This window comes from Clostridium sp. OS1-26, from assembly GCF_030915445.1.
Taxonomy (GTDB): domain Bacteria; phylum Bacillota; class Clostridia; order Clostridiales; family Clostridiaceae; genus Clostridium_AM.
In genome coordinates, this window is the sequence record NZ_CP133264.1 from 925,492 (window position 1) to 940,849 (window position 15,358).

A 15,358-nucleotide genomic window follows, 5' to 3' on the forward strand; every position below is an offset into this window, starting at 1 on the left:
TTATACTATAATCCCATATTCTGTAATAGGTTTTTATTGACATTTATTTAATAATTTAATATTATAGTTATAAAATAGTTTCAACATCAACTTATTAAATGGGGGCTATTTAAATGAAGATTTTTAATGTTTTATTATTAAACTTCAATCAGATAAAAATTTCCTTAGATAATTTTGGTGAGTTCAGATCTTATAAAATTCAAATAGAAAATGGCAGTAAAGAACTATCTATATCTAAGTATTGTGTAATAGGTAATGATATCATATTTACATTAAATAATGATATAGATATTAAATATGAAACTTTTATACGTTACGAAAACTTATATGAGAAGGTGCACTATTTCCCTCTATTTTCTACAAGGGAATTTAATGACAAATACTATCACCATACCTCTCTAGGTGCTATATACTCCAAAAATTTTACTGTGTTTAGGGTATGGTCTCCTGCTGCATCTCATATTAATTTACTTCTTTATGATAAATCAAAGTCCTGCTCTGATGAAAACAAAACAACAATATCAATGAAAGAAAGTAATGGCCTTTGGTCTCTTCTAGTAAAAGGTGATTTACATGGTTATTACTATAACTATGAGGTTAACGTTTATAATAAAATTCACGAGGTCGTGGACCCTTACTCCAAGGCTGTTGGAATTAATGGAACAAGAGGTGCAATTTTAGATATATCTCAAACTAATCCACAAGATTGGGAAAATGACAGGTGTCCTGAGTTTAAAAGCTATACTGATACTATAATATATGAAGTAAACATTAGAGATATATCTACTCATCCAGATAGCAGCGCTATTCATAAGGGAAAGTTTTTAGCACTTACTGAGGATAATACAAAATCTAGTAAAAATATATCTACCTGTTTAAATCATATAAAAGAATTAGGCATTACACATATTCAATTTATGCCTATCTTCGATTTCAGTTACCTTAGTGTAGATGAAACAAATCCTGTTAAGTATAATTGGGGATATGATCCTCAAAACTATAACGTACCAGAAGGAGTTTACGCTACAAATTCCTATGATCCATCCTGCAGAATATTAGAGCTTAAAAGAATGGTTCAGCATCTTCATAAGAACAATTTATCTATTAATATGGATGTAGTATATAATCATGTGCATGATGCTTCAAATAGCAGCTTTGAAAAGATTTTCCCCGGTTATTATTTCAGATTCTATGATAACTTAAAGCCTTCTAATGGCAGCGGCTGCGGTAATGATATTGCTTCTGAACATTCTATGGCAAGGAAATTTATTATAGACTCAGTAATTTACTGGGCTAAAGAATATCATATTGACGGTTTTAGGTTTGACCTTATGGGGCTTATTGATGTAGATACAATGAACTCTTTAAGTAAGAAACTTAATATGCTTGAAAGATCAGTAATGTGTTATGGCGAGGGTTGGAATCTAAATACCAGCTTAGATAAAAATCTTAAAGCTGCTGATTACAATGTAAAGATGCTTCCTGGCATAGGCTTTTTTAACGATAAAATAAGAAATTTTATAAAAGGTGACGTTTTTAACGTTGAGGACAAAGGATTCGCTACTGGAAAGCCTTTACTCGAAGAAAAATTAAAGCAAAGTATATATGGTTATTTTTTACCGCCAAGTCAATCTATAAATTATATATCCTGTCATGATAATCATACTTTATGGGATAAAATAGATTTAAGTTGTCCTAATGAAAGCTTTGACAATAAAAAAAGAATGGTAAAATTATGCGCAGCCATAAATCTAACCTCTCAAGGAATACCATTTATATATTCTGGTGAAGAGTTCTGTGGGACTAAAAATGGTGATAGCAATAGTTATAATAAATCCGAATATATAAATTGGGTAGACTGGAATAGAAAATATGAGTTTATTGATATATTTTATTACTACAAAAAACTTATTGATATAAGAAAGATTCACCCTGCTTTTAGAATCAATACACTTCAGGGTATAAAAAACCACTTATCCTTTATTGATAATATGCCTGCTAATTCCATAGCTTATATATTAAGAGATTATGCCAATAATGACTCTTGGAAGGAGATACTTGTTATTTTTAATGCTAACAAATATAGTATAGATATATCCATTCCCGATGGAACATGGAATATAGCATTAGATTCTAATTTAGAAACTGAAAAAAAGACTGTCACAGGCGGAATCATAACAATTGAAAAAACATCCGCTTATATACTATTTAAATTATAAAGCAACCCTTATATCGGATAAAAAATGTTTTCTTGGATAACCTACTTTAGAGGAGAGTGATATTATGAAAAAACCTTTAGATAGGCACAATCCAAACTTCACTTATAAAAAAGAGAATATAGATATAAAGCAATCACCCGAAGGGTACGATATTATGGAAAGAATAAATAATGGATTACTCTTTCCTGAAGGCCCAAAAGATCACGTAGACTTTATAGATTATGAAGAAATATAAGGGTTCCACTCTGGAATCCCTATATTTACTTATCCAAATTCCTGTTTATTAGCTTCAATAGATTGTAATATAACCTTTCGTCATCTTCTTTTATTCTTTTTTTAGGATTTGAAGTTTTTCCTCCACTTCTCCTCACTTTAGCTGATATATGTCTTTCAAAAAGTAGCCTATCCATATTATCATTATCATAAACATATCCCTTAGGACTTATAGCATAAGCTTTTCTTCCAAGTGCCATAGCAGCAACTCCATAATCTTGAGTGATTACTATATCATTTTTTTCAGTTACATTAATCAGTGCCATATCTACACTTTGGAATCCTTTATCCACATACCTTACCTCACTATAAACACTGTTTATAGTATGACTTATATCACAATACATAATAACCTTTATATTATTCTCTTTAGCAGCTTTCTCAATTATTTGTTTCCCGGGACATGCATCCGCATCCACTATAATTTTCATACTTCTCTTCATCCTTTTTACATACAAAGCCCCGTACATAGTCATATACAGGGCTTATGATTCTATAATCTCTCTTCTAATTGTGCTTTCATCTCTTCAAATCCAGGTTTCCCAAGAAGAGCAAACATGTTCTTTTTATACGCTTCAACTCCTGGTTGATTAAACGGATTCACTCCTAATAAGTATCCACTTAATCCGCAAGCTTTTTCAAAGAAATACACCATATATCCAAAATAATATGGAGTCAATTCTGGTACATTTATAATCATAGCCGGAACATTTCCATCACTATGAGCTAAAACAGTTCCCCTAAATGCTTGTTGGTTTACAAAGTCCATAGTTTCTCCAGCCAAGAAGTTTAACCCATCTAAATTATCCTCTACTGCTTCTATAGTTATATTTTTTCTTGGCTTCTCAATACTTATAAATGTTTCTGTTAAAACTCTTAAACCTTCTTGAATATATTGTCCCATTGAATGTAAGTCTGTTGAGAAGTCTGCTGCTGCTGGGAATATTCCCTTGTTGTCTTTCCCTTCACTTTCTCCAAATAGCTGTTTCCACCATTCTCCAAAATAGTGTAGACAAGGTTCAAAGTTAACCATCATCTCAGTAGTCTTACCTTTTGAATATAATGCATTTCTTGCCGCTGCATATCTATAAGCAGTATTACTGTTTAAATCTGTGCTGCTATATTCTTCTCTTGCATCAGCTGCTCCCTTTATCATTTCATCTATACTTATTCCTGCTGCTGCAATTGGTAGAAGTCCTACTGCTGTTAAAACTGAAAATCTTCCACCTACATTGTCAGGAATGACGAAAGTTTCATATCCTTCTGCATCAGCTAAAGTTTTTAATGCTCCCTTTGCTGCATCTGTTGTAGCAAATATTCTTTCTTTAGCTTCATCTTTTCCATATTTCTTTTCCATTAAATCCTTAAATATTCTAAAAGCAATGGCAGGTTCAGTTGTAGTACCAGATTTTGATATAACATTAACTGAAATATCCATACCTTCTATAGCTTCTAGAAGATCCGCAATATAAGTTGAGCTTATGTTATTTCCTACGTAGAATATAGCTGGTCCTTTTCTTTTATCTTTTGGTAAGCTTGCTGAAAAAGTATGTGAGAGCATTTCTATTGCAGCTCTAGCCCCTAAATATGAACCACCTATTCCTATAACTATAAGTGCATCTGAGTTACTTCTGATTTTTTCTGCTGCTTTCTTTATTCTTTCAAATTCTGCTTTATCATAATTCACAGGTAAGTCTACCCATCCTAAAAAGTCATTTCCTGCTCCTGTTCCCTCATGAAGCATTTTATGGGCCTCATTGACAAACGGTTGAAGGCTAGCTATCTCATGTTCTTGTACGTACGGCATAGCCTTGCTTAAATCTAATGTTAATCCTTTTTTAGTCATTTCTCACCCTCCACTACATATGTAAAATTAGTTTCACTTGAAATTTTATTCTATTTATCTATATAAATCAACTATTACAAATTATTTTATATTTTAAAATTAATGTAACCATTTACATTTTAAGTATTAAAAATAATAAACAGTGGTTACACTGCGACCAAAATAAAATTATTTTTAGGTAAATTCATATCTACCGCATACTTTAATCTGTATCTATTCATGGACCTTCAGCCTATCGTCCCAGCAAACACGCTGCACGTATAAAATAACCACCTATTTACTTCTTAAATAATACGGTATTTTAATAAATTATTATCCATCTATTTTAACACTTTTAACATTTCTACATATATTAATATGTAGTATATTTGGGGAGGAATAGATTTGATCCATTACTATCCATATTTCGGTTATATAACAGAATGTAAAAGGATTCCAATAACCTTTCCACCTCAACACCAGCCTGTACAGCCTGGATTAGAGTTTCTCATGTTTCCAAGACCCATATTCAATGATCCAGACTATATTGGAAGTGGCAAATTAAAAAATAAAGTTGCCTTAATTACTGGTGGAGATAGTGGCATTGGAAGAGCCGTGTCCTTAGCTTTTGCCAAAGAGGGCGCAGACATTGCCATTGTATATTTTAATGAGCATGTAGATGCAAGAGAAACAAAATCATTGGTAGAAGCCCAAGGAAGAAAGTGTATTTTAATTGCTGGCGATTTAAGGGAAGAGTCCTTTTGTAAGAGAATAGTTGAAGATACCCTTTACGCTTTTGGTCACCTAGACATACTAGTTAATAATGCCGGAGTACAACTCCCACAGGTAAGTCTTGAGAATATTACCTCAGAGCAATTGGAAGATACCTTCAGAACGAATATTTTTCCATTGTTCCATATTACTAAAGCTGCTCTACCTCATCTTAAAAGAGGAAGTACCATTATAAACACTGCTTCTGTTACAGCCTACAGAGGCGCTGAACTACTTATTGATTACTCTGCTACAAAGGGAGCTATTGTAAGCTTTACTCGTTCATTAGCTCTTTCTCTTATATCAAAGGGTATAAGAGTTAATGGTGTTGCTCCTGGCCCTACTTGGACACCTCTTCAACCTGCAAGCTATCCAGCAGAGTATGTAGCATTCTTTGGTTCAAATACTCCTATGAAAAGAGCTGCCCAACCTGTAGAGCTAGCACCTACTTATGTTTACTTAGCATCTGATGATTCTACTTATGTTACTGGCCAAATTCTTCATGTGGATGGCGGCAGCTTCTTAGGATCCTAAATTTTTAAATGTAGCTATTTCTTTGTGATAAATTCTTTTTCGTCTAAATTATGGAACTCTTTTATAAGTGTCTTAGTTCCGCTTTCTATCTTCATTGATGGATAATGCTCTTTATAAAAAAAACCGAAACCCTTATATATAAAGGGTTTCGGGTATCTTGCTACTATTCCCACTCAATAGTTGAAGGTGGTTTTGAAGTTACGTCATAAACAATTCTGTTTACTCCTTGAACTTCATTAACAATTCTTCTACTTACTTTATCTAATACATCATATGGTATTTTAGCCCAATCTGAAGTCATTCCATCTGATGAAGTTACTGCTCTTAAAGCTATTGTGTGGCAGTAAGTTCTTTCGTCTCCCATTACTCCTACTGATTGAATGTTTGGAAGACAAGCAAAGTATTGCCATACATCTCCTTCTAGTCCTGCATTAGCTATTTCTTCTCTGAATATAGCATCAGCTTCTCTAACTATAGCAAGTTTTTCTTCTGTAACTTCTCCAAGAACTCTTATTGCAAGTCCTGGTCCTGGGAACGGCTGTCTCCATACTAAGTGGTGAGGAATTCCAAGTTCTTCACCTACTGCTCTTACTTCATCTTTAAATAATTCTCTTAATGGCTCTATTAGTGAGAATTTAATGTCTTCTGGAAGTCCACCTACATTGTGATGACTTTTTATAGTAGCAGAGGTATTTGTTCCACTTTCAACTACGTCTGGATATATAGTTCCTTGAACAAGGAAACTTATTTCTCCAAGCTTATTTGATTCTTCTTCAAATACTCTTATAAATTCTTCACCTATAATTTTTCTCTTTTTCTCTGGGTCACTTACACCTTTAAGCTTTCCTAAAAATCTATCTTGAGCATTTGCTCTTATTAGATTCATATCAAAGCCTTCTCTAAATATCTTTTCAACCTGATCTCCTTCATCCTTTCTAAGTAGACCATGATCAACAAATATACAAGTTAGCTGCTTTCCAATTGCCTTGTGAACTAAAACTGCTGCTACTGATGAATCAACTCCGCCAGATAGTGCACATATTACTTTTTTATCTCCAACTTTTTCACGAATCTCTCTTATTTTCTCTTCAGCAAAGGATGACATTGACCAATCACCCTTTAATCCACAAACTTTAAAAAGGAAGTTTGAAAGCATCTTTTTACCAAATGGTGTATGTTCAACTTCTGGGTGGAATTGAACTCCATATATTTTTCTTTCAGCATGCTCCATAGCTGCGACAGGGGTTTGAGTTGTAGTTCCAACTACTCTAAAACCTTCTGGAGCCACTTCAACATAATCTGTATGGCTCATCCAACAGCTTTCATTCTCTTCTACTCCATCAAATAGTAGACATGTTTTATCTAATTTTACATCTGCTTTGCCATATTCTCTTTTATCAGGGCTTTTAACATTTCCTCCAAGAGTATGAGCAATAAGCTGTTCTCCATAGCATATTCCAAGAACAGGTACGCCTAATTCAAATATTTCTTTATCTATTCTAGGAGCACCTTCACCATAAACGCTGTTAGGTCCTCCAGTAAATATTATACCTTTAGGATTTTTTTCTTTTATCTTATCTATAGAATGAGTATACGGAATTATTTCACAGTATACATTGTTTTCTCTAACTCTTCTTGCAATTAACTGATTGTATTGACCACCAAAGTCTACAATAAGAACTAATTCTCTATCCATAAGTTACCTCCAAATATTAAATTAAAAATTGGCAGTTGGCCTCTAGAGAGGTTTTAAATTTTTTAGAAGGGTAAATGTAAAACTTTCCTGCCAACTGCACTGTAAAACAAATTATGAAATTATAGATTAACACTATAATTCGGCGCTTCCTTGGTCATTGATATATCATGTGGATGACTTTCCCTAAGTCCTGATGCTGTTTGAACTACAAATGTTGCACTTTCATATAATCTATTTAGATTTTCAGATCCTAGATATCCCATACCGGAGCGAAGTCCTCCTGCAAGTTGGAATAATGTATCTGCTACAATTCCTTTGTATGGCACTCTTCCTTCTACACCTTCTGGAACTAATTTTTTATTCCCTTCTTGGAAATACCTATCTTTACTTCCACAAGCCATAGCTGCCAATGATCCCATTCCTCTGTATACTTTATAGCTTCTTCCTTGGTATATCTCTTTTTCTCCAGGTGCTTCTTCACATCCTGCTAGCATTGATCCCATCATAACTACTTTTGCACCTGCTGCCAATGCTTTTACTATATCTCCTGAATATTTTATACCACCATCAGCTATAACTGGAACTCCATATTTGTTAGCTTCCTCTACACAATCCATTACAGCTGTAAGTTGTGGAACTCCAACACCTGCTACAACTCTAGTTGTACAAATTGATCCTGGACCTATACCAACTTTTATACAATCTGCACCTGCAAGAATTAAATCTTTTGTAGCTTCAGCAGTTGCAACATTTCCTGCAATAACCTGAAGTTCAGGATAGCTTTCTTTAATATTTTTAACCGCATCTATAACTCCTTTTGAGTGGCCGTGAGCTGTATCAACAGTTATTACATCTACTCCAACTTCAACTAGAGCTGCTACACGCTCTAACATATCACCAGTTACCCCTACTGCAGCTCCACATAAAAGTCTTCCTCTTTCATCTTTAGCACTATTAGGAAATATTTTTACTTTCTCAATATCTTTTATAGTTATAAGTCCTCTTAAGTTATTGTCATTATCTACTAATGGAAGCTTTTCTATCTTATGATGCTTAAGTATATCTTTTGCTTCTTCTATTGTAGTATCTTCTGGAGCAGTTATTAAGTTTTCACTTGTCATAACTTCATGTATTTTTCTGTCGTAGTTTGTTTCAAAAACTATGTCTCTATTAGTTATTATTCCAACTAACTTTCCATCTACAGTTATTGGTACACCAGAAATTCTATACTTACTCATAACCGCTAATGCATCGTTTATAGTATTGTCTGGCGAAAGAAAGAATGGGTTAGTTATTACTCCGTTTTCTTGTCTTTTAACTCTGTCCACTTCTGCCGCTTGCTGTTCTATTGTCATATTTTTGTGTACTATTCCTATGCCGCCTTCTCTTGCCATAGCTATAGCCATCTTAGCTTCAGTAACAGTATCCATTCCTGCACTCATTAAAGGCAAATTTAGCTTTATCTTTTTAGTCAAATTAGTAGCTAATGAAACATCTCTAGGTAGTATCTCTGATTTATTGGGAACTAAAAGTACGTCATCAAATGTGTATGCCTGTTTTAAAATTCTTGCCATTTAAACCCACTCCTTTTAAATTTATATTCTTAAGCAGATAACCAAAATCTTTGATTTTGTGTGAATCGCTTACTCCTCTGAATTTATGAAGAGGAGTTTCATAATGAAAACTTATTTCTTTCATATTTTTTACATCTAGCTCACAAACAATACTTCTAAGCATATTTAATTTGTCGAAAACAAAAAACCATATTAATTTTCTATGTGTGAAATTAATATGGTTATATACTATAGCCATAAATTCCACCCATAGTCGGAAATTCTCGGTTTCCGGTAGAGACTCCCTGCCATATTCAGGGTATATACGAGTCAAAATGTATTATCTTTGATTGCTAAAGAATCATATAAGATCAAATTTGCAACCTATATGTCTTTTTTATTCGAACTATTTACATTATTTTATTCAATTTTTCGTTCTTTGTCAATTATTTTGTTTATGTAGTTTATGTAAAATTTTAATTAGAATTTCCCTAATTTTATTTTAATAATTATAATCTAAAGTAAATTTAGTAAAAAAGAAAAAAGCGCTACTATTTTTATTATAGAGTTCTAACAATAAAACTTAGCTACACAAAGAAATATACTAGTTCATTCCTAAATAAGCAAAAGCTTCATAATCTTCTTAAAACTCCATGTAATAACGCTTTTTTATATCCTCTGATATATTCAAAGGTTTAGGTTATAATTTTAATCCCATTAGCTCATTTTTAAATATTCTCTTATCCATAAGCTTCAAATCTGGAGAGATTATTGGTTCAAATTCTATATAAGCTAATATATCCTTTTCAAGATCTATTCCTGGAGCAATTTCCTCTAATACTAACCCCTCTTTAGCTAACCTAAATACTGCTCTTTCTGTTATATACAGAACTGGTTGCTCTACATCTACTGCATATTCACCACTGAAAGTAACTTGTTCAACCTCTTTTAAAAATTTATTGAACTTACCTTCATTTTCTATTACTAACTTCTCATTTTCTACTTTTACTTTTAATCCTCCAACTTTGAATGTGCCACAATATACTACCTTTTTAGCGTTTTGAGTTATATTGATAAATCCTCCACACCCAGCTATTTTAGGACCAAACTTACTAACATTTACATTTCCCTGTTTATCGCATTGAGCTAAACCTAAAAATGCTACATCTAATCCACCACCATCATAAAAATCAAATTGACTTGCCTGGTCAAGTATACTTTCAGGATTAGTAGATGCACCAAAGCTTAATCCTCCTGCTGGAACTCCACCTATAGGACCAGCCTCAACTGTTAGTATCATTTCATTTCCGATGCCTTCCTCATTAGCAATCATAGCTACTCCCTCTGGCATTCCTATTCCAAGGTTAGTAACAGCACTAGGAACAAGCTCCATAGCAGCTCTTCTTGCTATTATCTTTCTTTCATCTAGTGGCAAACTTCCTATTGAATCTACTGGAACCCTTACATCTCCACAATAAGATGGATTATATTCCTCTGCAAAAGTTTGTTTATGATTTTCGCCATTTGCAACTACTACAGCATCTACATATATTCCTGGAATTTTTACTTTTCTAGGATCTATAGATCCTTTTGTCACTATTTTTTCAACTTGAAGTATAACCTTTCCTCCAGAGTTTTTAGCTGCTTGAGCCATTGCTGTAGCATCAAGTGTAGCGGCTTCTCTTTCTAGTGAAGCATTTCCATCCTCATCACAGTATGTTGCTCTTAAAATCACAATATCTATTGAAAAAGCCTTATAAAATAAGAATTCCTTGTCCTCAATATTAATTACCTTTACTATATCCTTTGTTGTAACATCATTTATTTTTCCACCTTCATTTCTAGGATCTACAAATGTTTTTAAGCCTACATGTGTAATTGTTCCTGGTTTTCCTGCCGCAATATCTCTATATAAATGTGATATAACTCCTTGTGGTAAATTATATGCTTGAATTTTGTTGTCTAAAGCTAACTTTTGAAGCTTTGGAGCTAATCCCCAATGTCCCCCTACTACTTTAGATACTAAACCTTCATGTCCAAAATGATTTAATCCTTTTTCTTTTCCATCTCCTTGTCCAGCAGCATATACTAAAGTTAAATTTTTAGGACTTTGTGTTTCTAAATATCTTTTTTCAATTTCTAATGTAATTTCTTCTGGGTGACCTGCTCCAATAAATCCTCCTACAGCCACAGTATCCCCATCTTTTATTAAGCTTACTGCCTGTTCTTTTGAGATAACTTTTGATTTCATATTTATTCTCCTTTCATATTCAATTTAATTTTCTAATATTACACAGCAATAGTTGTGCCAAATTTACAAATTGAAAATAGGAGGTGGCGGATGAGTGAGATTCTCCTCAATCATTCCTCATTTTAAATTTAAAAAATAAGAGAGATAAGGTGCATATAAGATATGCACCTTATTTCTCTTACTTTTATATCTAGTTATTCTACTAATTCTTAATGTTGCATACTTGCTTTACATGTATACTTTTTGCACAGCTTCCAAATTAAATTCTTCTATTTTTCTATATAAACCAGCTCTACTTATTCCTAGTAATTTAGCTGTCTTATTTTTATTCCAATTAGTCTTTTTTAAGTACTCTAGAATAACTTCTCTTTCTACTTCTTCAACTATATCTTTTAAATACTTTCCTTCATTAATAATATTTACTCTAATTTTATTTTTTGATAATCTTTCTGGTAAATGCTTAGGCTTAATTACCAAATCTGAATCTAATAAATTTATAGCCCTTTCTATAACGTTTTCCAGCTCCCTTATATTCCCTGTCCAATTATAGTTAACTAAACATTCAATTGCCTTTTTAGATATTCCTTCCACATACATACCTAACTTATCAGCAACCTTCATTCTTAAAGCATTAGCTATTAGTGGTATATCTTCCTTTCTTTCTCTCAAAGGAGGTAGTACAACTTTCATAACATTAAGTCTATAATAAAGATCTTCTCTGAATTTTTCCTCTTTGATCATATTTTCAAGATTTTTATTAGTAGCAGCTATTATTCTAACATCTATTTCCTTTAATACATTTCCCCCTACTCTTTCTATTTCTTTCTCTTGTAGTACTCTTAAAAGTTTAACCTGCATATTTATAGGCATATCCCCTATTTCATCTAAAAATATAGTCCCCTTATTAGCTAACTCAAACTTTCCTTTTTTCCCACCTTTTTTGGCTCCTGTAAAAGCCCCCTCTTCATAACCAAACAATTCAGCTTCTAATAGTTCTGACGGTATAGCGGCGCAATTTAATTTTACAAAGGGCCCCAGATACCTTTTACTAGCATTATGAATTGCATGAGCATATAACTCTTTACCTGTTCCACTTTCACCTATTATTAGAACATTAGAATTTGTATTTGCTGCTCTTTTCGATATTGCTTTTACCTGCTGTATTTTATTACAATTACCTATAATGTCATCAAAGGAATATTTCGCTTTTCTCTCCTTGCTTAATTGATCTTTATAAAATTCAACCTCTTTTTGTAAATTGCTTAACTTTTTACTTAAGGAGAAAAAGTCATTAATATCTTTAAACATTACCTTTCCAATTGCGCCAACAACCTTACCATCCTTCTTTATAGGAATACGCATAGAAACCATTTTATTGCTTCTAATTTCTTGCAAATCCCCCACTTCCATATTCCCACTTTCTATAACTTTATGCAATCTTGTATTTTCTATTACGTCTAATACAGACTTTCCTTCGGGGTCACTGCAATTTACAAAATCCTTATAGGCTTTACTCATCATTGTAATAATACCCTTTTCATCTACTACTACAATCCAATCATTAACTGTATTAATTACTGTATTTAATATATCTATATTAAATTTATATTTATTTATTTCTTTTTCCATAGTTCTATACATAGTTTCATCTCTAAAAATAAGTATAGTCTCTTTAAAATTCTCCTGAAAATCTATAATAAATTTATTTACAATGAACTCTCTTTCATTAAAAATAATTTTTTCATTTAATTCACTTACATCACTTTCCATTATTCTAACTATTTTCTTATATGGTATAACTTTTTCTATATACTTATATAAATCTTCTTTATTTATTTTCAATAACTCTTCTGCCGCTTTGTTAACAATGAATATCTTTCCTTCATTGTCAACTCCTAATATTGCTTCATTAATATTTTCAATTATAGTCTTAAATCCTTCTTTTGTAATCATATATAATTCACCACCTAATATCAAATCTTGTCTAACAATAGTTAATGCAAATTCCATAGTAACTCTACCTAATTTATTACCTAAATTAAAAAATAATTGAGAATCATGGTTAAAATTTTAACCATCCACTTCATTTTTTTGAGCATCATTAAAATGAATAGTTAAATTTACTATTAATTCTAATGATGCTCGATATCGTTAACTAAAGATTATAAAGCCCACGGCCTATAAGGTCCACAGCTTAATTTTCTTTAGCTACAGCTAAACTTTAAGCTGCAAAAGCTTCATCATTATTTTTTATTTCCAATAAAATATTTTTAAATTCCATTAACTATACCTCCATACACTCTTGTATATTCAGCAAACACCATGCCAACTTTTAGAACTATATATTTTTATACAAAAATATTTTATATTTTCTTTTAAAATACTACATAGTATTTTTGTAAACTTTTTTTACATGTATATTTTTTCACATCATTATAAAGCTTATAATTTCATCGGTTATTATAAAATAACCTCTAATAATTCATTGTTCAGAGACGCAGCCGATCTGTACTCTCACCAATATTCTTAGCTATAATCAAAATTATTTTAGAATTATAGATAGTATACCTATATATAATAGAAAAATATCAATTTTCATAATAAAAAGAAAAGTGCGCATGTTTTTGCACATTGCTGTATAAAAAGTTCGCACCTATTTTACAAATAAAAATTAAGTACGAGCTTTTTTGTTTTTTTATGTCTAAATTTTAATTATCTTTGTTAACTTTTAATCATTTAAAGTGCCTTTTGACAGGTGAAAATTGATTTTTGCTAATTTAATTTTTAACTTTTCTCTTTTAAAATCTTGGAAAGGTGAATTTGGCACATATCTTGCTGTATTAGTAAAGCGTACGAATTAAACAAGCTTGTTGTTCATTAATAAATTTAAAGGAGGCTGCGATAGATGATTAAAGTTCTATCAAAATTTTTTACAACACTTGTACAACGATTTCTTCCTGATCCACTTGTTTTCGCGATGATTTTAACGTTAATTATGTTTGTTTCAGGTATTATATTTACTCCTCATACTCCAATTCAAATGGTGGGATTTTGGGGCAAGAGTTTTTGGAATCTTCTAGGTTTTGGAATGCAAATGGCACTAATTTTAGTTACTGGTAGTGCCTTGGCTAGTTCACCGCCTATTAAACGTATTTTGCAAAAGATTGCAAGTTTGCCTAAAAAACCAGCTCAGGCTGTTATGCTTGTTACATTTGCAGCAGCAGTTGCTAATATTATTAACTGGGGTTTTGGTCTAATTGTTGGTGCTTTACTTGCAAAAGAAGTTGCAAAAAAAGTGCCACGTACAGATTATAGATTATTAATTGCAAGTGCTTACATTGGTTTTATGACTTGGCATGGAGGAATCTCTGGTTCAATTCCGCTTTTGGCAGCAACTAAAGGAAATCCAATGGAAAAGACTATAGGATTGATTCCTCTAAGTCAAACTATTTTTGCTCCGTATAATATCATTATAACTATTGCTTTGATAATTATATTACCTTTAATGACAAGAATGATGATGCCTAAGGACGAGGATGTTGTAGAGATTGACCCAGCTTTATTAGCTGAAGATGAAATTGCTGGTGCTACTGCCGTTGTAGAAGAAAAGACATTTGCTGTACGTGCTGAAAACAGCAGAATTATTGCATGGCTAATTGGTATTCTTGGGTTTGTCTATCTAGGCTATTACTTCACACGTGGCGGTACAATGGATGTTAACACTGTAAATATGATTATGTTCTTTGCCGGTATCGTTCTTCATGGCAGTCCTCTATCTTATATGCAGGCTATAGCCAATGGAGCAAAAGGAACAGCTGGCATAATGGTACAATTTCCGTTCTATGCTGGAATACAAGGTATGATGGATTTATCAGGATTAGGCGGATTGATTACTCATGGTTTTGTTAGTATATCAAATGCGCATACATTCCCATTCTTAGCGTTTTTAAGCTCAGGCTTAATTAACTTCTTTGTTCCATCTGGTGGTGGACACTGGGTTGTACAGGGGCCATTCATAATGCCAGCTGCACAAGCACTTGGTGTGGCGCCTGGAAAAGCAGCCATGGCAATTGCGTACGGTGAAGCCTGGATGAATATGGCACAGCCATTTTGGGCTCTACCAGCTTTAGCTATAGCAGGCCTTAAAGTTCGTGATATTATGGGATTCTGTGTAACAACCTTAATCGTAGGTGCTTTAATCTTTGGTATCGGCCTGTGTTTTTAACAGGTATAGGT

At 32.5% G+C, this 15,358-nt stretch carries 11 protein-coding genes and 1 riboswitch; of the genes, 4 read left to right on the forward strand and 7 right to left on the reverse strand.

Going from position 1 to position 15,358, the window contains the following annotated elements:
- Nucleotides 1-113 precede the first annotated feature (113 nt).
- Complete coding sequence (gene pulA / locus RCG18_RS04730; protein ID WP_308040258.1) at nt 114-2,219, forward strand: type I pullulanase; 2,106 nt, start codon at nt 114-116, stop codon at nt 2,217-2,219.
- 64 nt (nt 2,220-2,283) lie between these two features.
- Complete coding sequence (locus tag RCG18_RS04735; RefSeq protein WP_308040259.1) at nt 2,284-2,454, forward strand: hypothetical protein; 171 nt, start codon at nt 2,284-2,286, stop codon at nt 2,452-2,454.
- Nucleotides 2,455-2,479: 25 nt separating this feature from the next.
- On the opposite strand, the gene RCG18_RS04740 is transcribed toward RCG18_RS04735, so the two are convergent.
- Nucleotides 2,480-2,923: a YaiI/YqxD family protein gene (locus RCG18_RS04740; protein ID WP_308040260.1), complete on the reverse strand. Its 444-nt coding sequence runs from the start codon at nt 2,921-2,923 to the stop codon at nt 2,480-2,482.
- 62 nt (nt 2,924-2,985) lie between these two features.
- Nucleotides 2,986-4,338 carry a glucose-6-phosphate isomerase gene (locus tag RCG18_RS04745; RefSeq protein ID WP_308040261.1) on the reverse strand — a complete coding sequence of 451 codons (1,353 nt, stop codon included), beginning with the start codon at nt 4,336-4,338 and terminating at the stop codon, nt 2,986-2,988.
- 384 nt (nt 4,339-4,722) lie between these two features.
- On the opposite strand from RCG18_RS04745, the gene RCG18_RS04750 reads away from it, so the two are divergent.
- The gene (locus tag RCG18_RS04750) at nt 4,723-5,622 is read left to right on the forward strand and encodes an SDR family oxidoreductase (protein WP_308040262.1); all 900 of its coding nucleotides are present in this window, start codon (nt 4,723-4,725) and stop codon (nt 5,620-5,622) included.
- 163 nt (nt 5,623-5,785) lie between these two features.
- Here RCG18_RS04750 and guaA read toward each other — a convergent pair whose 3' ends face one another.
- The 5 genes from guaA to RCG18_RS04775 all read right to left on the reverse strand — a co-directional run bounded on the left by guaA (nt 5,786) and on the right by RCG18_RS04775 (nt 13,075).
- Nucleotides 5,786-7,318, reverse strand: a complete 1,533-nt coding sequence (gene guaA / locus RCG18_RS04755) for a glutamine-hydrolyzing GMP synthase (RefSeq protein ID WP_308040264.1) — start codon at nt 7,316-7,318, stop codon at nt 5,786-5,788.
- Between the two features lie 119 nt (nt 7,319-7,437).
- The gene (gene guaB, locus RCG18_RS04760; protein WP_308040265.1) at nt 7,438-8,892 is read right to left on the reverse strand and encodes an IMP dehydrogenase; all 1,455 of its coding nucleotides are present in this window, start codon (nt 8,890-8,892) and stop codon (nt 7,438-7,440) included.
- A complete protein-coding gene (locus RCG18_RS04765) occupies nt 8,858-9,130 on the reverse strand; it encodes a hypothetical protein (RefSeq protein ID WP_308040266.1) in 273 nt (90 codons plus the stop codon). The genes guaB and RCG18_RS04765 overlap by 35 nt, the downstream gene beginning before the upstream one ends.
- Nucleotides 9,123-9,220: riboswitch (purine riboswitch) on the reverse strand. It overlaps the preceding gene by 8 nt.
- 351 nt (nt 9,221-9,571) lie before the next feature.
- Nucleotides 9,572-11,122 carry an acyl CoA:acetate/3-ketoacid CoA transferase gene (locus RCG18_RS04770; RefSeq protein WP_308040267.1) on the reverse strand — a complete coding sequence of 517 codons (1,551 nt, stop codon included), beginning with the start codon at nt 11,120-11,122 and terminating at the stop codon, nt 9,572-9,574.
- A 228-nt stretch (nt 11,123-11,350) separates the two neighbouring features.
- Nucleotides 11,351-13,075, reverse strand: a complete 1,725-nt coding sequence (locus RCG18_RS04775) for a sigma 54-interacting transcriptional regulator (RefSeq protein ID WP_308041961.1) — start codon at nt 13,073-13,075, stop codon at nt 11,351-11,353.
- Between the two features lie 952 nt (nt 13,076-14,027).
- On the opposite strand from RCG18_RS04775, the gene RCG18_RS04780 reads away from it, so the two are divergent.
- Nucleotides 14,028-15,347 carry a TIGR00366 family protein gene (locus tag RCG18_RS04780; protein WP_308040268.1) on the forward strand — a complete coding sequence of 440 codons (1,320 nt, stop codon included), beginning with the start codon at nt 14,028-14,030 and terminating at the stop codon, nt 15,345-15,347.
- Nucleotides 15,348-15,358: the final 11 nt, after the last annotated feature.

Bases quoted from the DNA above. Each gene is read 5' to 3' on its own strand.
- pulA (WP_308040258.1), top strand. From the start codon at position 114: ATGAAGATTTTTAATGTTTTATTATTAAACTTCAATCAGATAAAAATT.
- RCG18_RS04735 (WP_308040259.1), top strand. From the start codon at position 2,284: ATGAAAAAACCTTTAGATAGGCACAATCCAAACTTCACTTATAAAAAA.
- RCG18_RS04740 (WP_308040260.1), bottom strand. From the start codon at position 2,923: ATGAAAATTATAGTGGATGCGGATGCATGTCCCGGGAAACAAATAATT.
- RCG18_RS04745 (WP_308040261.1), bottom strand. From the start codon at position 4,338: ATGACTAAAAAAGGATTAACATTAGATTTAAGCAAGGCTATGCCGTAC.
- guaA (WP_308040264.1), bottom strand. From the start codon at position 7,318: ATGGATAGAGAATTAGTTCTTATTGTAGACTTTGGTGGTCAATACAAT.
- guaB (WP_308040265.1), bottom strand. From the start codon at position 8,892: ATGGCAAGAATTTTAAAACAGGCATACACATTTGATGACGTACTTTTA.
- RCG18_RS04765 (WP_308040266.1), bottom strand. From the start codon at position 9,130: ATGGCTATAGTATATAACCATATTAATTTCACACATAGAAAATTAATA.
- RCG18_RS04770 (WP_308040267.1), bottom strand. From the start codon at position 11,122: ATGAAATCAAAAGTTATCTCAAAAGAACAGGCAGTAAGCTTAATAAAA.
- RCG18_RS04775 (WP_308041961.1), bottom strand. From the start codon at position 13,075: ATGATTACAAAAGAAGGATTTAAGACTATAATTGAAAATATTAATGAA.
- RCG18_RS04780 (WP_308040268.1), top strand. From the start codon at position 14,028: ATGATTAAAGTTCTATCAAAATTTTTTACAACACTTGTACAACGATTT.